Consider the following 18,881-nt stretch of genomic DNA (forward strand, 5'->3'; position numbering starts at 1 on the left):
CCGGAGGAACTGAGAAAATGGCTGAGGAAAAAAAGGGCTTTAGTCACGACACGATCGAGCGGAACACGCTTCTGCTCATCGTCCTGATCCTGATCACCGTGTCGATCGGCGGCCTCGTCCAGATCGTCCCGCTGTTCACGATCGAGTCGACGATCGAGAAGGTGGACGGGGTTCGTCCCTATTCGCCGCTCGAACTGGCCGGCCAGAACATCTACTACCGCGAAGGCTGCTACAACTGCCACAGCCAGCAGATCCGTCCGTTCCGCGATGAGGTGGAGCGTTACGGTCACTACTCGCTGGCCGCGGAAAGCATGTACGACCATCCCTTCCAGTGGGGCTCCAAGCGCACCGGTCCGGACTTGGCCCGCGTGGGCGGCAAGTACTCCCACGACTGGCAGGTCGCCCATCTGGTCGATCCGCGCGCCGTGGTGCCGGAGTCGATCATGCCGGGCTACGCCTGGATGAAGGATCGTCCGCTGAAGTACACCGACATCCAGGATCACATGAAGACCCTGCGCATCGTCGGCGTCCCCTACACGGACGAGCAGATCGCCAGTGCCAAGGCCGACCTCGAAGCGCAGAAGAACCCGGACGCCGACACGGCCGGTCTGATGAAGCGCTACCCGAAGGCCGTCGTGGCCAACTTCACGGGCAACAAGGGCGTCACCGAAATGGACGCGCTGGTGGCCTACCTGCAGGTCCTGGGCACCATGGTGGACTTCACCAAGTACCAGTCGCCCAAGCAGCTCCAGCAGTAACCGGGAGGGGTCCATGGATTTGGATTCGATCACTGTCGCCCTGCGGTCCTTCTGGACCGTCTGGCTGGCCCTGCTCTTCACCGGCATCGTGGTCTACGCCATGTGGCCAGGCAACCGGGGCAAGTTCGAAGACGCCTCCCGGATCCCGCTCAAGGAAGATGGTCAGGAGTTTTAGGCCATGGCACAGAAAGAAAAGGACGCCCTTTCCGGCGTCGAGACCACCGGCCACGAGTGGGACGGCCTGCGGGAGCTGAACAACCCCCTGCCCAAGTGGTGGCTGTACATCTTCTACGTCTGCATCGCGTGGTCCCTCGTCTACTACGTGCTCTACCCGGCCTGGCCGCTGGGCAAGAGCTACACGAAGGGCCTGCTCGGCTACTCGCAGCGCGAGGAGCTGGTGCAGAAGGTCGCCGACGGCAAGAAGGCCCAGGAAAAGTACCTGACGGCCATCGCCGCGACCTCCGTCGAGGACATCCAGAAGAACAAGGACCTCCTTGCCTTCGCGATGGCCGGCGGCCGGTCCTACTTCAACGAGAACTGCGCGGCCTGCCACGGCGCCGGCGGCCAGGGCGCCAAGGGCTTCCCGACGCTCGCCGACGACGTGTGGCTGTGGGGCGGCACCACCGCCGACATCTACAAGACCATCCAGCACGGCATCCGTGCGGATGACGGCGACACCCGCGGCACCGTCGGCATCGGCATGACCGCCTTCGGCAAGGACGGCATCCTGAACCGCGACCAGATCGGTCAGGTCGCCGAGTATGTCCTGTCGCTGAACAAGCGCTCGACCGACGCCGCCGCCGCGGAGAAGGGCAAGACCGTCTATGACGAGAACTGCGCCGCCTGCCATGGCGAGAACGCGCAGGGCTCGCTCGCGGTCGGCATGGACGTCGGCGCCCCGCCGCTCGTCACGGCCAACTGGCTCTATGGCGGCGACAAGGCCACGCTGGTCCAGACCATCACGAACGGCCGCGCCGGCGTGATGCCCGCCTGGTCGAAGCGTCTGGACGACGCGACGATCAAGTCGCTGGCCGTCTACGTCCACAACCTGGGCGGCGGCAAGTAAGCCGTCCAGACAGGAAGGACCGGCCGGGGAGGGGGACGCCCCCCTGGCGGGTCCGCCGGACTTCGGTGCCGGGGAGGCGACTCCCCGGCATTTTCTTTGTCCGGGCGGCTGGTCGTCCGGGCCCCGACGGGCGCGCGGGGGAGGGTGGCGTCGCCGGATGCGCCCCCGAATCCTTTGATCCAGCGCAATGCCCCTGTGACGTTGTGCCGCCATAGTCCCCTCGCCACCGCCGAACCATGTCGGCATGGCCAAGCCGCCTGCGCGGCGGACGCCAGAAGAAGAAGGCGAGGTCATGAGCGCGACCACCGAACAGCCGCCGCCCCGTATCGACCGATTGGACGGCGATGCCTTGGAACGCCCGGTTCCGGCCGCCGGTGACGCGCCCGCCGCCGCCCCGCCGAAGGCGCCGCGCCGCGCCGCGCGCTCGATGTACCAGAAGCACGCCAAGGTCTATCCCAAGGCGGTGCACGGCACCTTCCGCCGCATCAAATGGGCGGCGCTGGCGGTTCTCCTGGCGATCTACTACGTGCTGCCCTGGGTCCGCTGGGACCGCGGGCCGAACGCCCCCGACCAGGCGGTGCTGCTCGACCTCGCCAACCGCCGCTTCTACCTGTTCTTCGTCGAGCTGTGGCCGCAGCAGATCTATTACCTGACCGGCGCGCTGATCCTGGCGGCGCTGGGCCTGTTCCTGGCGACCTCGCTGGCGGGCCGCGTCTGGTGCGGCTACGCCTGCCCGCAGACGGTGTGGACCGACCTCTATGTCTGGGTCGAACGGCTGGTCGAGGGTGACCGCGGCGAGCGCATCCGCCTCGACCAGGGGCCCTGGACCGCCCGGAAGGCCGGGCGCAAGGTCCTGAAGAACCTGATCTGGCTGCTGATCGCTGTGGCGACCGGCGGCGCCTGGATCTTCTACTTCACCGACGCGCCGACCCTGCTGGGCGAGATGCTGCGCTTCGAGGTGTCCTCGACCGCGCTCGGCTTCATCGGCCTGTTCACCGCCACCACCTATCTGCTGGCCGGTTTCGCGCGGGAGCAGGTCTGCACCTACATGTGCCCGTGGCCGCGCTTCCAGTCGGCGATGATCGACGAGGACAGCCTGATCGTCACCTACCAGGACTGGCGCGGCGAAGGCCGCAGCCTGCTGCGCAAGTCGCAGAGCTGGGAGGAGCGCAAGGCCGAGGGGCTGGGCGACTGCATCGACTGCTTCAACTGCGTCCAGGTCTGCCCCGCCGGCATCGACATCCGCGACGGGCTGCAGATGCAGTGCATCGGCTGCGGCCTGTGCATCGACGCCTGCGACGAGATCATGACCAAGGTCGGGCGGCCGACCGGCCTCATCACGTTCGACACCCAGACCAATCAGGTGGCCGTCGCCACCGGCGGGCAGCCGGTGCCCTTCCGCCTGCTGCGCCCGCGCACGATCCTCTACACGCTGATGATGCTGGTCATCGCCGGCGGCATCGGCGTCGGGCTGCTGCTGAAGCCGGGGCTGGACATCAGCGTCCTGCGCGACCGCGCCCCGCTGTTCGTGGCGCTGTCCGACGGGTCGGTGCGCAACGCCTACACCTTCAAGATCTCCAACATGACCCGCGACCCGCGCGCCTACACGCTGGCGGTTTCCGGGGTGGCGGGGGCCAGCCTGTCGGTGGCCGGCGACGGCCAGGACGAGCAGGCCGGCACCCAGCGCCTGACCGCCGATCCGGACATGGTGGCGACCTACAGAATTTTCGTGACCGCGCCGCGCACCGGTTTGCAAGGCGCCTCCCAGCCCCTTACCTTCAGGCTTACCTCGGCCGATGGTGAGGTGGCGACCTATGACTCCGTCTTCATGGGGCCGGCCAACTGATCCCGACCGGCTCTTCGCGCTGCATTCACCAAAGGTCAAGACGACGATGACGCTGTCCACCGACGCCGGAACCCGCCGCACCCCGCCCCGCCGGACCGGCCGCCAGCCCGGCTGGTACATCCCCTGGATCTTCGTGGCCGGCTTCGCCGTCGTGATCGCGGTCAATGGCGTGATGCTGCACTTCGCCCTGTCGAGCTGGACCGGTGTCCAGACCGAGCAGCATTTCATGAAGGGCCTGAAGTACAACGAGGATCTGGCCGGCGCCCGCGCCCAGGCCGAGCGCGGCTGGAAGGTCACCACCGACTTCACCGCCACCGAGGCGCAGAAGGGCATCCTGGCGCTGACGCTGCACGACAAATACGGCAACCTGCTGAAGGACGCCGAGGTGAAGGTCGCCTTCATCCGCCCGACCAGCGAGGGCCACGACGTCCGCCTCGACCTGCCCTATCTGGGCGAGGGCCGCTTCGCCGCCCCGGTGGCGCTGCCGCTGCCCGGCCAGTGGGACCTGCGCGTGGAAATCCACCACGCCACGGGTGATTACCAGGACGAAAAGCGCCTCTTCGTCAAGTAAGCGCCTCATTCTCAACGCCCCGTCCCGAACGCAATGGCACACCAGCACACGGGTTTCGTGACATGACCGTCTGCCTCCACTGCGGGCAGGAGCATCCCGAGGGCACCGGCACCACCGCCTCCGACGGCGCCGGCCCCTTCTGCTGCACCGGCTGCGCGGCGGCCTACGACCTCGTCCGCGGGCTCGGGCTGGAACGCTATTACGAGCGGCGCTGCGTCGATCCCGCCGCCCGGCCCCTGCGCCCGGACGGCGAGGCGCCGCCCCTCGACTACGCCCCCCACGCCAAGCACGCCGAGGATGGCACCGCGTCGCTGCATCTGATGGTGGACGGGCTGCAATGCGCGGCCTGCGTCTGGCTGATCGAGACGGCGCTGGCCCGCCAGCCGGGGGTGACCCACGCGCGGCTGAACATGACCACGCGCCGCCTGTCGGTGACGTGGCGCGAGGCCGAGACCGACGCCAACACGGTGGTCGACACCATCGCCCGCATCGGCTACCGCGCCGTCCCCTTCGATCCGGAGCGGCTGGGCGACGCCCAAGCGAAGACGGAGAAGGAGCTTCTGCGCTCGCTGGCCGTCGCCGGCTTCGGGGCCAGCAACGTGATGCTGCTGTCGGTGTCGGTCTGGGCCGGTCACGCGACGGGCATGGGCTCCGCCACCCGCGACCTGATGCACTGGCTGTCGGCGCTGATCTGCATGCCGGCCATCGCCTACGCCCTGCGCCCCTTCGCGCGCTCCGCCTTCCAGGCGCTGCGGCGCGGGCGGACGAACATGGACGTGCCGATCACCATCGGCGTCCTGCTCGCCACCAGCATGAGCCTGTTCGAGACGATCAACAGCGGCCAGCACGCCTATTTCGACGGCGCGATGATGCTGCTGTTCTTCCTGCTGATCGGCCGCTACCTCGACCAGCGGGCGCGCGGCCGGGCGCGCTCGGCGGCGGAGCAGCTTCTCGGCCTGCACGCCACCTCGGTGACCGTGCTGAGCGAGGACGGGCGCAGCGCCATCGTCCCGCCGGATCAGGTCAGCCCCGGCTCCACCATCCTGGTGGCGGTGGGCGAGCGGGTCGCGGTCGACGGCACGGTGGCCGACGGCGTGTCCGACCTCGACACCGCCCTGATCACCGGCGAGACGGTGCCGGGCAGCGTGCGCCCCGGCGACCGCGTGTTCGCCGGCATGTTGAACCTGACCGCCCCGCTGCGCGTGACCGTGACCGCGGTGGGGGAGGGCACGCTGCTGGCCGAGATCGTCCGGCTGATGGAGGTGGCGGAGCAGGGCCGCGCCAAATACGTCGCCATCGCCGACCGAGTGTCGCGCCATTACGCCCCGGTCGTCCATGTGGCGGCGCTGGGCACCTTCCTGGGCTGGCTGCTGCTCGGCGGGCTGCCCTGGCAGGATTCGCTGATGAACGCCGTCGCCGTCCTGATCATCACCTGCCCCTGCGCCCTGGCGCTTGCCGTGCCGGTGGTGCAGGTGATCGCCAGCGGGCGGCTGATGCGGCAGGGCATCCTGCTGAAGACCGCCACGGCGCTGGAGCGGCTGGCCGTCATCGACACGGTGGTCTTCGACAAGACCGGCACGCTGACCGAGGGGCGCCCCGTCCCGCAGCTCGACGGCGTGGCCGAGGACGACCTGCGCCTCGCCGCCGCGCTCGCCGGGGCCAGCCGCCACCCGCTGGCCCGCGCCCTGACCAGCGCGCTGCCCAATGTTCCCGTTGCCACCGGTGTGCGCGAGGTTCCCGGCGCCGGCCTCGCCTTGGATGGTCCTGACGGAGAAATCCGGCTGGGCAGCCGCGCCTTCACCGGCGCGCCGGACACGGCGGAGGACGCCGCCGGGCCGGAGCTGTGGCTGGCCCGTCCCGGCGCCGCCCCGGTGCGCATCACCTTCCTCGACGCGCCGCGCGCCGACGCGGCGGCGGTGGTGCGCGGGCTGAAGGCGCGCGGCCTGGACGTCCGTCTGCTGTCCGGCGACCGCCGCGGCGCCGTGGCCGCCGTGGCCGCGCAGCTGGGCATCGAGGACTGGCGGGCCGGCCAGACGCCAGCCGACAAGACCGCCGTTCTCGACGCGCTCGCCGCCGAGGGGCGCAAGGTGCTGATGGTCGGCGACGGGCTGAACGACGCACCGGCGCTGGCCGCGGCCAGCGTGTCGATGTCGCCGTCCACCGCCGTGGACGTCAGCCAGACCGCCGCCGACGTGGTGTTCCAGGGCCGCCGCCTGCGCCCCATCCTGGAGGCGCTGGAGGTGTCCCGCCGCTCCGGGCGGCTGGTGCGCCAGAATTTCGCCATCGCGCTGGTCTACAACCTGTTCGCGGTGCCCATCGCCATGGCGGGCATGCTGACGCCGCTGCTGGCGGCGCTGGCCATGTCCTCCTCCTCCCTGATCGTTATCGCCAACGCCCTGCGGCTCAGCCGCGGCGCGGTGACCAAGGACCTGACCGATGACCGAGCTTCTCTATCTGATCGCGATCGCGCTGAGCCTGGGGCTGATGGGCCTGGGGGCGTTCCTGTGGGCTCTCAAGTCCGGGCAGTTTGACGATCTCGACGGGGCGGCCCACCGCATCCTGTTCGACGACGAGCCGCCGCGCCCGAACGCCGAGCCGTCGAGCCCGCCGAAGGGGCGCTGAGGGGGCCGCTCTTAAGGCGTGGCTATGGCAATTCGGCCACGGCCCCTGCGAGCACCGTTGCGAAACAGACCGAATATGACGATTATGGGGGCGTTGTACGGCTAAGGGCTGGGTCATGCCATGCCACCCTTTGACATGGGACGCGCCCGCGAAAAGGGCGCGGCGAGTGAGATGAATCCCTGTGGGGCCTGTCCCGTGCGCAGTCTGACCGTCTGTGCCGCCCTGGACCCCGAGGAACTGCGCCGTCTCGCCGACATCCTGCAGACCGCCCGCGTCGAAGCCGGACAGACCCTGTTCAGCGAAGGCGACGCGGCAGACGCGCTCTACAACGTCACCGCCGGCACCGTGAAGCTCTACAAGCTGCTGCCGGACGGGCGCCGCCAGATCACCGGCTTCCTCGTCACCGGCGACTTCCTGGGGCTGGCCGTCAACGACAGCTACGCCTACACGGCGGAGACGGTCACGGCGGCGACGCTCTGCCGCTTCCCGCGCAAGAAGATCGACGCGCTGATGGACGAGTTCCCGAAGATGCAGCGCCGTCTCTTCTCCATGGCCTCGAACGAGCTGGCGGCGGCGCAGGACCAGATGCTGCTGCTCGGCCGCAAGACGGCGAAGGAGAAGATCTGCTCCTTCCTGCTCATGCTGTCCCAGCGCGCCGCCCGGCGCGGCCACAAGGAAAACCCCGTCTACGTGCCGATGAGCCGGGCCGACATCGCCGATTACCTGGGCCTGACCACCGAGACGGTGAGCCGCACCTTCACCCAGCTGAAGACCGCCGGCGTGATCTCGCTGCAGGAAGGCAACAAGGTCCTGATCAGCGACATGGACGCCATCTACGACATGGCCGAAGGCTGCTGAGCCTCCTTCCGGACACGAAACGATGTCTTCGGTCATCGTTCGTGATCTGATATGTCGTATTCCAGGAAAAATTCGCATCTTTCGTGCGATCCCGCTCTGGCGGGACGCGCCCGCGCGGGCTAACATCCGCCGCCCGACCGGCCGGAACCAGTCACAACAACGACGGCCGGCCCAAAGAAGAACGGCTGCAACAGCCCACGCTCAGGAACCGAACCCCGATGACCGAACCCGATACGAAGCGCGTCACCGACGAAGAAGCCCTTCTGCTGCACTCCTCCGGGCGTCCGGGCAAGCTGGAGATCGCGCCCACCAAGCCGCTGACGACCCAGCGCGACCTGTCGCTGGCCTATTCGCCGGGCGTGGCCGTCCCCTGCCTGCGCATCGCCGAGGACCCCAGCACGGCCTACGACTACACGGCCAAGGGCAACATCGTCGCCGTCATCTCCAACGGCACGGCGGTACTGGGGCTGGGCGACCTCGGCGCGCTCGCCTCCAAGCCGGTGATGGAAGGCAAGGCGGTACTCTTCAAGCGCTTCGCCGACGTGGACGGCATCGACCTGGAGGTCGACACCCGGAACGTCGACGAGTTCGTCAACTGCGTCCGCTTCCTCGGGCCGAGCTTCGGCGGCATCAACCTGGAGGACATCAAGGCGCCGGACTGCTTCATCATCGAGGAGCGCCTGCGCGAGCTGCTGGACATTCCCGTCTTCCACGACGACCAGCACGGCACCGCCATCATCGCCGCCGCCGGCCTGATCAACGCCTGCGACATCACCGGGCGGAACCTCAAGGACGTGACGATGGTGGTCAACGGCGCCGGGGCGGCGGGCATCGCCTGCGCCGAGCTGTTCACGACCATGGGCGTGCCGCGCGAGAACATCATCCTGTGCGACACCAAGGGCGTGGTCCACCGCGGCCGCACCGACGGCATGAACCAGTGGAAGTCGTCCTTCGCGGTGGAGACGGACAAGCGCACGCTCCAGGAGGCGGTCGCCGGCTCCGACGTCTTCGTCGGCCTGTCGGCCAAGGGCGCGATGACGCCGGAGATGGTCAAGTCGATGGCGGCAAAGCCGATCATCTTCGCGCTGGCCAACCCCGATCCGGAGATCACGCCGGAGGAGGTGAAGGCCGTCCGCTCCGACGCCATCGTGGCGACCGGCCGCTCCGACTACCCGAACCAGGTCAACAACGTCCTGGGCTTCCCCTACCTGTTCCGCGGCGCGCTCGACGTGCGGGCGACCACCATCAACGAGGCGATGAAGGTCGCCGCCGCCAAGGCGCTGGCCGCCCTGGCGCGCGAGGACGTGCCGGACGAGGTGGACGCCGCCTATGCGGGCCGCCGCCTGCGCTACGGGCCGGAATACATCATCCCGGTGCCCTTCGACCCGCGGCTGATCGTGACGGTCCCCGCCGCGGTGGCCCAGGCCGCCATGGAGACCGGCGTGGCGCGCAAGCCCATCGTCGATCTGGCGGGCTACCGAAACGCGCTGCGCACCCGGCTCAACCCCACGGCGGACAGCCTCCAGCTCATCCTGGAGAAGGTGAAGGCCAACCCGCGCCGCGTCGTCTTCGCCGAGGGCGAGGAGGAGCGGACGATCCGCGCGGCGCTTGCTTTCCGCGCCGCCGGCTTCGGCACGCCGGTGCTGATCGGCCGCGAGGCGGTCATCAAGGAGCAGCTGGCGGCGATGGGCCAGTCCGGCGTCTCGCTGGAGATCCACAACGCCCGCGTCTCCGACGCCAACCGCCGATACAGCGACTATCTGTACCGCCGGATGCAGCGCAAGGGCGCCCTGCTGCGCGACTGCCAGCGCATGGTGAACCAGGACCGCAACGTCTTCGCCGCGCTGATGGTGGCGCAGGGCGACGCCCACGCCATGGTCACCGGCCTGACCCGCAGCTTCGGCGTCGCCTTCGAGGAGATCCGCCGGGTCATTGACGCCAAGGCGAACGAGCCGGTCTTCGGCCTGCACGTCTTCCTGACGCGCAACCGCACGGTGCTGATCGCCGACACCACGGTGCATGTCCGGCCGAACGGCCAGACTTTGGCCGACATCGCCATCGGCGCCGCGGCCAAGGCGCGCCAGATGGGGCACGAGCCGCGGGTGGCGCTGCTGTCCTTCTCCAACTTCGGCCAGCACCCGCACCCCCACACCGACCCGCTGCGCGAGGCCATTTCCATCCTCGACAGCCGCCGCGTCGATTTCGAGTATGACGGGGAGATGTCGGCGGACGTGGCGCTGGACCACCAGCTGATGAAGCGGGTCTACCCCTTCTGCCGGCTGTCCGGCCCGGCCAACGTGCTGATCATGCCCGGCCTGCATTCGGCCAACATCACGGCGAAGCTGCTCAACAAGATGGCCGGCGGCCAGATGATCGGCCCGCTGCTGATCGGTTTGGACAAGCCGGCGCAGATCGTCACCATGGGCGCCTCGGTCAGCGATCTGGTCACCGCGGCGGCGCTGGCGGCCCACGACTCGCTGCCCTGGTAAGCGGGGACGCGGTTTCCAAGGAGCGCGCGGGCTGGGCATTTCCCCGGCCCGCGCGTTAATCTTTTGTGACGCCCGCTCATCGGCTTGCGGGATGGTGTAAAAGCGGAGTTCCGTCTCCAAAACCGTCTGCATGACGCACGAGAAGCGCCGTCCATGACCCCCAAGCCGATGCCGCCCCTCCGGTTGATCCTCGCCGCCGCGCTGGTGCTGGTGCCGCTGCTGCCGGCCCTGTGGGGGCTGTGGCGGCAGGGGACGATCGGACCGGCGGTGGCGGTTCTGGGGGGCTTGGCCGGGGTCGGCGGGGTGGCGCTGATGATCCAGCTCTATGTCCGCGACCTGCGGACGGTGGCCGCCCACGCCGAGCGGCTCGCCGCCGGCCCGACGGAGCCGATGCCGTCCCTGCCCGCCGCCGCCTCACGCCCGGTGCGGGCGGCGGCGGCGGCGGCGGTGCGGCTGCACCGGGTGATGAACGCCCGCACCGAACTGGCGCTGGCCCAGCTCGAAGCCAACGAATCCATCATCGAGGCGCTGCACGACCCGCTGGTGCTGGTCGGGGCGGAGCGGCAGGTGGCCCGGGCCAACCAGGCGGCGCGCGCCCTGTTCGGCGACCGCATCCTCGACCGCGACCTCGCCGCCTCGCTGCGCAACCCGGCGGTTCTGGAGGCGGTGGACGCGGTGCTGAAGGGCGGCGCCTCGCGCATCCTGGAATTCAGCCTGCCGGTGCCGGTGGAGCGCATGTTCGAGGTGCGGGTCAAGCCCTTCCAGCGGCGCGTCCCCCGCCCGGCCCCCGGCGAGGACGGGGTGCCCGCCGGAACCGTGCCGGGGCGGATGGTCATCCTGACGCTGCACGACATCACCGCGCTGCGCCGGTCGGAGCAGATGCGCGCCGACTTCATCGCCAACGCCAGCCACGAGCTGCGCACCCCGCTGTCCTCCCTGCTCGGCTTCATCGAGACGCTGCGCGGCCCCGCCCGCGAGGATCTGGAGGCGCACGAGCGCTTCCTGTCGATCATGCAGGACCAGGCCAGCCGCATGGCCCGCCTCGTCAACGACCTGCTGTCGCTGTCGCGGATCGAGCTGGACGAGCACATGCCCCCCGCCGGCAAGGTCGACGTGCTGGACCGGCTGGACGGGGTGATGGCGGCGCTGGAGCTGAAGGCGGCCAGCCGCCGCATCCGCCTGACGCTGGAGGCGCCGGAAAACCTGCCCGCGGTGGTCGGCGACGAGGACCAGCTCACCCAGGTCTTCCAGAACCTCGTCAGCAACGCGATCAAATACACGCGCGAGAACACCGACGTGACGGTCGCCGTGTCGCTCGCCGACGGCATGGCGGTCGGGGTGTCCGGTCCGGCGGGCCGCGGCGGGCGGGGGATGCCGATGGTCGCCGTCGCCGTGCGCGACCAGGGGGAGGGCATCGCCCGCACCCATCTGCCGCGCCTGACCGAACGCTTCTACCGCGTCGACGCCGCGCGGTCGCGGGCCATGGGCGGCACCGGGCTGGGGCTGGCCATCGTCAAGCACATCGTGAACCGCCATCGCGGGCGCCTGACCATCGAGAGCGCCGTCGGGGTGGGCAGCACCTTCACGGTCTATCTCCCCGCCGCGTCGGAGGAGTCGGGAGAGGGCCGCGCCGCGGAGCCCGCGCGGCGCCAAGCCTAGAGGTTGCGTCCACCCCGTCCGGCGTGACCGAAAGTGGGTGTCGTCATGAAACTGTCATAAAACCGTAATCAGCGCGTCGCGGACCCCGACTAGTGTCCGCCCCGCAAGCCGCCCGCCCCTGGGGGAAGCGGCACGGGGTTGGACCATCGCGTTCCCCGGCAAAGGGGCAACCGGACCATCGGAGGGATACCGTGAATTCCAAGAAGCTCGCCGTCACCGCCGCCGCGGTCGTCGCCATGACCGCCGCCTTCGCGGGTGCTGCGAACGCCCAGTCGCGCGACCAGATCCGCGCCGTCGGCTCCTCGACCGTGTTCCCGTTCACCACGGCGGTTGCCGAGGCCTTCGGCAAGGGCGGCAAGTTCAAGACCCCGGTCGTCGAGTCGACCGGCACCGGTGGCGGCCTGAAGCTGTTCTGCGCGGGCGTCGGCCCGCAGCATCCGGACGTGGCGAACGCCTCGCGCCGCATCAAGAAGTCCGAGGTCGAGCAGTGCGCCGCCAACGGCGTCGCCCAGATCACCGAGCTGAAGATCGGCTACGACGGCATCGCGCTGGCCTACTCCAAGCAGGCCCCGCACACCGACCTGACCACCCAGATCCTGTGGAAGGCCCTGGCCAAGGAAGTGCCGGTGGACGGCAAGATGGTCGCCAACCCCTACAAGAAGTGGTCGGACATCGACTCGAAGCTCCCGAACAAGGAGATCGAGGTCCTCGGCCCGCCCCCGACGTCCGGCACCCGCGACAGCTTCAACGAGCTGGTGATGCTCGAAGGCTGCAAGAAGGTCGCCGAGGTGAAGACCATCGTCGCCGACGAGAAGGCCCGTGAAAAGGCCTGCATGACCATCCGCGAGGACGGCGGCTACGTCGAGGCCGGCGAGAACGACAACCTGATCGTCCAGAAGCTGACCGCCAACCCCGACGCCTTCGGCGTGTTCGGCTACAGCTTCTACGACCAGAACCGCGACAAGCTCCAGACCGCCAAGATGGATGGCGTCGAGCTGTCGCCGGAAGCGGTCCAGGCCGGCAAGTACGAGCTGTCGCGCCCGCTGTACATCTACATCAAGAACGCCCACGCCGGCGTCATCCCCGGCATCCGCGAGCTGGTCGCCGAGTTCACCTCGGAGCGCGCGATGGGCGAGGACGGCTACCTGTCCGACAAGGGTCTGATTTCCCTGCCGAAGGCGGAGCGCGACGCCGCCCGCACCTCGGCGACCAACCTGACCCCGCTCCAGCTCTGACCGGCTGACGGGACCGGCGGCTCTCCGCGGAGGGCCGCCGGTTTCCCGTTTGTGCCAGGAGCCCGTTTTCAGCCCATTTCCGGCGGTTTCGCATGCAGCTCACGGTACTGCTCATCATTCTGGCCCTGCTCACAGTGATCGGTTACCAGATGGGCCGGTCGCGTGCCGTCGCCTCCGTCGGCGGCCGCATCGTCGAGCTTCATTCGGTGCCGTCCTACCATGGCTTCTACGTCGCCCTCTGGGCGGGGCTTCCGGCCCTGCTGCTCTTCGCCTTCTGGGGGGCGTCGGAAGGCTGGCTGGTCATGCAGATGGTCCTGTCCGGCCTGCCGGACCGGCTGGTCAACGGCGACGCCCAGTCGCTCGGCCTGCTGCGCGCCGACATCCTGAACCTCGCCCACGGCGTCGCCACGGGCCGCGAGCCCGACCCGGAGGTCGTCGCCGCGGCGGAGCGCTATCTGCGGCTGCACGCGCTCGGCGACTGGAGCCTTCTGGTCATCGGCTGCTGCATCGCCATCGGCGGCCTGCTCTACGCCCGCGGCCGGATCGACCCCGACCTGCGCGCCCGCAACCGGGTGGAGCGCACGGTCAACATCGCGCTGGTCATCTGCTCGCTGGTCGCCATCCTGACCACCATCGGCATCGTGCTGTCGCTTCTGTTCGAGGCGATCCGCTTCTTCGCGGTGGTCAACCCGCTGGACTTCCTGTTCGGGACGCACTGGAGCCCGCAGATGGCCATGCGCGCCGACCAGGTGGGCTCCAGCGGCTCCTTCGGCGCGATCCCGCTGTTCGCCGGCACGCTGCTGATCACCGGCATCGCCATGGCGGTGGCGGTTCCGGTCGGGCTGATGGCGGCCATCTTCATGTCGGAATACGCCAGCCCCGGTCTGCGCACCTGGCTGAAGCCGATCCTGGAGGTGCTGGCCGGCATCCCGACCGTGGTCTACGGCTTCTTCGCCGCCCTGACCATGGCGCCCTTCGTCCGCGACCTGGGCAACAGCCTGGGGCTGAGCGTCAGCTCGGAATCGGCGCTGGCCGCCGGCTTCGTGATGGGCGTGATGATCATCCCCTTCGTCAGCTCGCTGTCGGACGACGTCATCAACGCGGTGCCGCAGAGCTTGCGCGACGGCTCCTACGGGCTGGGCGCCACCAAGTCGGAGACGATCCGGCTGGTCGTGCTGCCCGCCGCCCTGCCGGGCATCGTCGCCGCCATCATGCTGGCGGTCAGCCGCGCCATCGGCGAGACGATGATCGTCACCATGGCCGCCGGCCTCACCGCCAACCTGACCGCCAACCCGCTGGACGCCGTGACCACGGTGACGACGCAGATCGCCACGCTGCTGGTCGGCGACCAGGAGTTCGACAGCCCCAAGACGCTGTCGGCCTTCGGGCTGGGCCTCGTCCTGTTCGTCGTGACCCTCACCCTCAACATGGTCGCCCTCCGGGTGGTCCAGAAGTATCGAGAGAAATATGACTGACCTCGTGGAACAGGATACGCGGGCCATGTCGGTCGCCGTCACCAAGTCGCGCTACCAGAGCGAGGAGTTCTCCGCCCGCCTGCGCCGCCGCTACGCCGCGGAGCGCCGGTTCCGGATCGCCGGAATGGTCGCCGTGGGGATCGCCTCGCTGATGCTGGTGGTTCTGCTCGGCTCCATCGTCAGCAAGGGCTACACGGCCTTCTGGCAGGCGCAGATCCGTCTGGAGGTGACGCTGGACAAGCAGCAGGTCGAGGAGCGGAACTACACCGCCCTCGTCCGGCAGGCGCTCTACGCCCAGGTCCCGGCCGCCACCGACCGCGCCACCCGCCGCTCGCTGAACGACCTGCTGTCCTCCGGCGCGCCGTACGAGCTGGAGGCGATGGTCAACGCCAACCCGTCCCTCATCGGCACCACGCAGACGGTCTGGGTCCGCGCCGACGACGAGATCGACCAGTTCATGAAGGGCTTCATCCGGCGCGACGTGCCGGAGAGCGAGCGCCGGCTGAACGACGTCAAGATCGCCGCCATCGACGCGCTGGTCGCCAACGGCTCCATCCGCAGCAGCTTCAACACCACCCTGTTCACCGCCGGCGACAGCCGCGAGCCGGAACAGGCGGGCATCCTGGGGGCCGTCGTCGGCTCCGCCCTGACGCTGGTGGTGACCATGCTGCTGTCGGTGCCCATCGGCATCGCCGCCGCGGTCTATCTGGAGGAGTTCGCGCCGAAGAACCGCTGGACCGACCTGATCGAGGTGAACATCAACAACCTCGCCGCGGTGCCGTCGATCATCTTCGGCCTGCTCGGTCTGGCGGTGTTCCTCGGCTTCTTCGGGCTGCCGCGCTCCGCCCCGCTGGTCGGCGGTCTGGTGATGGCGCTGATGACCCTGCCGGTCATCATCATCGCCTCGCGCGTCGCGCTGAAGGCGGTGCCGCCGTCGATCCGCGAGGCGGCGCTGGGCGTCGGCGCCTCGCCGCTGCAGACGGTGACGCACCATGTCCTGCCGCTGGCCCTGCCGGGCATCCTGACCGGCACCATCATCGGCATGGCCCGCGCGCTGGGCGAGACGGCGCCGCTGCTGATGATCGGCATGGTGGCCTTCATTGTGGACATCCCGGGCGGCCTGACCGACAGCGCCACGGCCATCCCGGTGCAGATCTACATGTGGGCGGACAGCCCCGAGCGGGCCTTCACGGAGCGCACCTCCGCGGCGATCCTGATCCTGCTCGCCTTCCTCATCCTGATGAACGGCCTGGCCGTCTTCCTGCGCAAGAAATTCGAGAGGCGTTGGTAACCCCATGAGCGTCCAGACCCACATCCCGGCCACGGCCATGGCTTCGCGTCCCGCCGCCGGCATCCACGGCACCAAGATGGTCGCCCGCGACGTCAAGGTGTTCTACGGGGCCAAGCAGGCGCTCAAGGGCATCAACCTGGAGATCCAGGAAAACCGCGTGATGGCGCTGATCGGCCCGTCCGGCTGCGGCAAGTCGACGTTCCTGCGCTGCCTGAACCGCATGAACGACACCATCGAGAACTGCCGCGTCGAGGGGCTGATCGCGCTCGACGGCGAGGACGTCTACGGCAAGAACATCGACGCCGTGCAGCTCCGCGCCCGCGTCGGCATGGTCTTTCAGAAGCCGAACCCCTTCCCGAAGTCGATCTACGACAACATCGCCTACGGCCCGCGCATCCACGGCATCGCCAGCCACCGCGACGAGATGGACGAGATCGTCCAGACCTCGCTGCAGCGCGCCGGCCTGTGGAACGAGGTGAAGGACCGCCTGCGCGAGCCGGGCACCGGCCTGTCCGGCGGCCAGCAGCAGCGCCTGTGCATCGCCCGCGCCATCGCCGTCAGCCCCGAGGTGATCCTGATGGACGAGCCCTGCTCGGCGCTTGACCCCATCGCGACGGCCCACATCGAGGAGCTGATCGACGAGCTGCGCGAGAACTACACGATCGTCATCGTCACCCACAACATGCAGCAGGCGGCCCGCGTCTCCCAGAAGACCGCCTTCTTCCACCTGGGCGACATGGTGGAGTGCGACGACACCGAGGAAATCTTCACCAACCCGCGGGACGAGCGCACCCAGGGCTACATCACCGGCCGCTACGGCTGATCGCCGGCCTCTGATCCCCGGCACCGCCGCGACTCCTCCTCAGCGAAGGACGTGAAGCATGAGCAACGAACACATCGTGCGTTCCTTCGCGCACGAACTTGAACGCCTGTCCAACCTGATCACCCAGATGGGCGGCGTCGCCGAAGCGCAGGTGGACGCCGCCGTGAAGGCGGTGGCCCGCCGCGACGTCGCGCTGGCCGCCCAGGTCATGCAGGCCGACCAGCGCATCGACGCCTACGAGCGCGACATCGACGCCGAGGCCGTGCGCCTGCTCGCCCTGCGCCAGCCGCTGGCCCAGGACCTGCGCGAGATCGTGTCGGCGCTGAAGATCGCGTCGGACCTGGAGCGGATCGGCGACTACGCCTCCAACATCGCCAAGCGCTCGCTGGCGCTGGCCCAGGTGCCGGTGGTGCGCCCGGCGGTGGCCATCCCGCGCATGGGGCGGCTGGTCGAGTCGATCATGAAGGACGTGCTGGACGCCTACATCGAGCGCGACGTCCAGCGCGCCATCGCCGCCTGGGAGCGCGACGAGGAGCTGGACGACCTCTACACCAGCCTGTTCCGCGAGGTCCTGACCTACATGATGGAGGACCCGCGCAACATCACGCCCTGCACGCACCTGCTGTTCATGGCGAAGAACCTGGAGCGGATCGGCGACCACGCCACCAACATCGCCGAGACCATCCATTATCTGGTGGTCGGGACGACGCTGCGCGCGGCGCGTCCGAAGAACGACGGCAGCAGCTTCGCCGTGGTCGAACCGGGCGGTTCGGTCATGGATGCGGCCACGGAGTCGGTGGAACGGGGGCGAGTGGAACGGGGATTGCCGCGGGACGGCGGCCCGGATAACGATGGAGCGGGACATGCCGCGTGACGGCGAGACGCGCAGTGGGAGCGGGACAAGCATGAATTCGGCGCTGAAGCCGCTCGTCCTCATCGTCGAGGACGAAGCCGACATCGTGACGCTGCTGAAGTACAATCTGGAGAAGGAAGGCTTCCGCGTGAACGCCGCCACCGACGGCGAGGAAGCGCTTCTGCTGGCCGGTGAGCAGACGCCGAACATCGTCCTGCTCGACTGGATGCTGCCGCTGATGTCGGGGCTGGAGGTCTGCCGCCAGATGCGCCGCAACAGCAAGATGCGCGACATCCCGATCATCATGCTGACCGCCCGCGGCGAGGAGGCGGACCGCGTGCGCGGCCTGAATTCCGGCGCCGACGACTACATCACCAAGCCCTTCTCCCCGACCGAGCTGGTCGCCCGCATGCGCGCCGTGCTGCGCCGCTCGGCCCCCGGCATGACCGACGAGACGCTGCAGTTCGCCGACGTGACCATGGATCTGGCCGCCCACCGGGTGCGCCGGAACGGGCGCGACGTGCATCTGGGGCCGACCGAGTTCCGCCTGCTGCGCCACTTCATGCAGCATCCCGGCCGTGTCTTCTCGCGCGAGCAGCTTCTCGACGTGGTGTGGGGCCACGACGTCTATGTCGAGCCGCGCACCGTCGACGTTCACATCCGCCGCCTGCGCAAGGCGATGAACGAGGAGACGGAGATGGATCTGATCCGCACCGTCCGCTCGGCCGGCTACGCGCTGGACAGCAAGTCCATCTGAGGTGTGGGATACTTGGGGAACAACAGGGTCTTCACGGATTGCACGGATTTGAACACGGATTTCGCGGATTCTTCTTCATGCGTGCGCAGCGCGAGCCGGATCGATCAAGATGCGCGTAGCAAGCCCAAAAAAAATCCGTGTCATCCGTGCCTAAAGCGAACTTCCGTTCGCTTTAGACTCACATCGCCTCACTTGCCGGCGGGCTTCGGCCGCATGTGCGGCCGGGACCGCCGTCGCGGTCCAAAGCGGATTGCAATCCGCTTTAAATCCGCGAAATCCGTGTAAATCCTGTTGCCCACCAAGAGTCCAATACCCTTACCCCTCCAGCAGCCCCACCGCCTCCCGCAGGATCGCCACCTTCGGGCCGAAGCGCTTCGCCGGGTCGCTGTCCTCGATGAAGCCGATCATCATGCGCAGGGCGTGCGCCACCCGCGGGGCGAGATCGGGATGCGCCGTCACATGCTGCGCCAGATGGGCCAGCGCGTCGCGGTAGGGCCGGCCCTCGAAGCCCTCCGCGGCGATCGCCTCGAAGCGGTTCGCGTGTTCGATCACCAGACTGTGGTCCATTGGGCTGTGGT

General features: G+C 68.8%; 17 protein-coding genes. 16 read left to right on the forward strand and 1 reads right to left on the reverse strand.

Annotated elements, in window-relative coordinates:
• Positions 1 to 17: 17 nt before the first annotated feature.
• From ccoO to phoB, 16 genes are all read left to right on the forward strand, one after another.
• Positions 18 to 758 carry a cytochrome-c oxidase, cbb3-type subunit II gene (ccoO, locus tag D3869_RS08360; protein WP_137139670.1) on the forward strand — a complete coding sequence of 247 codons (741 nt, stop codon included), beginning with the start codon at positions 18 to 20 and terminating at the stop codon, positions 756 to 758.
• Between the two features lie 13 nt (positions 759 to 771).
• Positions 772 to 933, forward strand: a complete 162-nt coding sequence (locus D3869_RS08365) for a cbb3-type cytochrome c oxidase subunit 3 (protein WP_014238792.1) — start codon at positions 772 to 774, stop codon at positions 931 to 933.
• Positions 934 to 936: 3 nt separating this feature from the next.
• Complete coding sequence (ccoP, locus tag D3869_RS08370) at positions 937 to 1,824, forward strand: cytochrome-c oxidase, cbb3-type subunit III (protein ID WP_137139671.1); 888 nt, start codon at positions 937 to 939, stop codon at positions 1,822 to 1,824.
• Between the two features lie 292 nt (positions 1,825 to 2,116).
• Entirely contained in the window at positions 2,117 to 3,670 is a 1,554-nt protein-coding gene (ccoG, locus tag D3869_RS08375) for a cytochrome c oxidase accessory protein CcoG (RefSeq protein WP_137139672.1), read from the forward strand.
• Positions 3,671 to 3,716: 46 nt separating this feature from the next.
• Positions 3,717 to 4,241, forward strand: coding sequence for a FixH family protein (locus D3869_RS08380; protein WP_137139673.1), 525 nt, complete (start codon positions 3,717 to 3,719; stop codon positions 4,239 to 4,241).
• Between the two features lie 62 nt (positions 4,242 to 4,303).
• The gene (locus D3869_RS08385; RefSeq protein WP_137139674.1) at positions 4,304 to 6,772 is read left to right on the forward strand and encodes a heavy metal translocating P-type ATPase; all 2,469 of its coding nucleotides are present in this window, start codon (positions 4,304 to 4,306) and stop codon (positions 6,770 to 6,772) included.
• A complete protein-coding gene (gene ccoS, locus D3869_RS33655; protein WP_247873944.1) occupies positions 6,726 to 6,863 on the forward strand; it encodes a cbb3-type cytochrome oxidase assembly protein CcoS in 138 nt (45 codons plus the stop codon). The genes D3869_RS08385 and ccoS overlap by 47 nt, the downstream gene beginning before the upstream one ends.
• A gap of 195 nt (positions 6,864 to 7,058) precedes the next feature.
• The gene (locus D3869_RS08395; protein ID WP_247895594.1) at positions 7,059 to 7,721 is read left to right on the forward strand and encodes a Crp/Fnr family transcriptional regulator; all 663 of its coding nucleotides are present in this window, start codon (positions 7,059 to 7,061) and stop codon (positions 7,719 to 7,721) included.
• A 218-nt stretch (positions 7,722 to 7,939) separates the two neighbouring features.
• Positions 7,940 to 10,210 (forward strand): NADP-dependent malic enzyme, encoded by a 2,271-nt coding sequence (locus D3869_RS08400; protein ID WP_137139676.1) that lies wholly within the window; start codon positions 7,940 to 7,942, stop codon positions 10,208 to 10,210.
• Positions 10,211 to 10,363: 153 nt separating this feature from the next.
• Positions 10,364 to 11,869, forward strand: a complete 1,506-nt coding sequence (locus tag D3869_RS08405) for an ATP-binding protein (protein ID WP_137139677.1) — start codon at positions 10,364 to 10,366, stop codon at positions 11,867 to 11,869.
• Positions 11,870 to 12,060: 191 nt separating this feature from the next.
• The gene (locus tag D3869_RS08410; RefSeq protein ID WP_137139678.1) at positions 12,061 to 13,104 is read left to right on the forward strand and encodes a PstS family phosphate ABC transporter substrate-binding protein; all 1,044 of its coding nucleotides are present in this window, start codon (positions 12,061 to 12,063) and stop codon (positions 13,102 to 13,104) included.
• Between the two features lie 92 nt (positions 13,105 to 13,196).
• Entirely contained in the window at positions 13,197 to 14,579 is a 1,383-nt protein-coding gene (gene pstC / locus D3869_RS08415) for a phosphate ABC transporter permease subunit PstC (RefSeq protein ID WP_137139679.1), read from the forward strand.
• Positions 14,572 to 15,870: a phosphate ABC transporter permease PstA gene (pstA, locus tag D3869_RS08420; protein WP_211114933.1), complete on the forward strand. Its 1,299-nt coding sequence runs from the start codon at positions 14,572 to 14,574 to the stop codon at positions 15,868 to 15,870. The genes pstC and pstA overlap by 8 nt, the downstream gene beginning before the upstream one ends.
• A 37-nt stretch (positions 15,871 to 15,907) precedes the next feature.
• Positions 15,908 to 16,693, forward strand: a complete 786-nt coding sequence (gene pstB, locus D3869_RS08425; protein WP_174444024.1) for a phosphate ABC transporter ATP-binding protein PstB — start codon at positions 15,908 to 15,910, stop codon at positions 16,691 to 16,693.
• Positions 16,694 to 16,751: 58 nt separating this feature from the next.
• The gene (phoU, locus tag D3869_RS08430) at positions 16,752 to 17,567 is read left to right on the forward strand and encodes a phosphate signaling complex protein PhoU (RefSeq protein ID WP_137139681.1); all 816 of its coding nucleotides are present in this window, start codon (positions 16,752 to 16,754) and stop codon (positions 17,565 to 17,567) included.
• 31 nt (positions 17,568 to 17,598) lie between these two features.
• The gene (gene phoB, locus D3869_RS08435; RefSeq protein WP_014238776.1) at positions 17,599 to 18,303 is read left to right on the forward strand and encodes a phosphate regulon transcriptional regulator PhoB; all 705 of its coding nucleotides are present in this window, start codon (positions 17,599 to 17,601) and stop codon (positions 18,301 to 18,303) included.
• Positions 18,304 to 18,618: 315 nt separating this feature from the next.
• On the opposite strand, the gene D3869_RS08440 is transcribed toward phoB, so the two are convergent.
• On the reverse strand, positions 18,619 to 18,870 hold the full coding sequence (locus tag D3869_RS08440) for a hypothetical protein (RefSeq protein ID WP_247895595.1): 252 nt from the start codon (positions 18,868 to 18,870) through the stop codon (positions 18,619 to 18,621).
• Between the last annotated feature and the right edge of the window lie 11 nt (positions 18,871 to 18,881).

Origin of the sequence: Azospirillum brasilense, assembly GCF_005222205.1 — a bacterium.
Classification (GTDB): Bacteria; Pseudomonadota; Alphaproteobacteria; order Azospirillales; family Azospirillaceae; genus Azospirillum; species Azospirillum brasilense_G.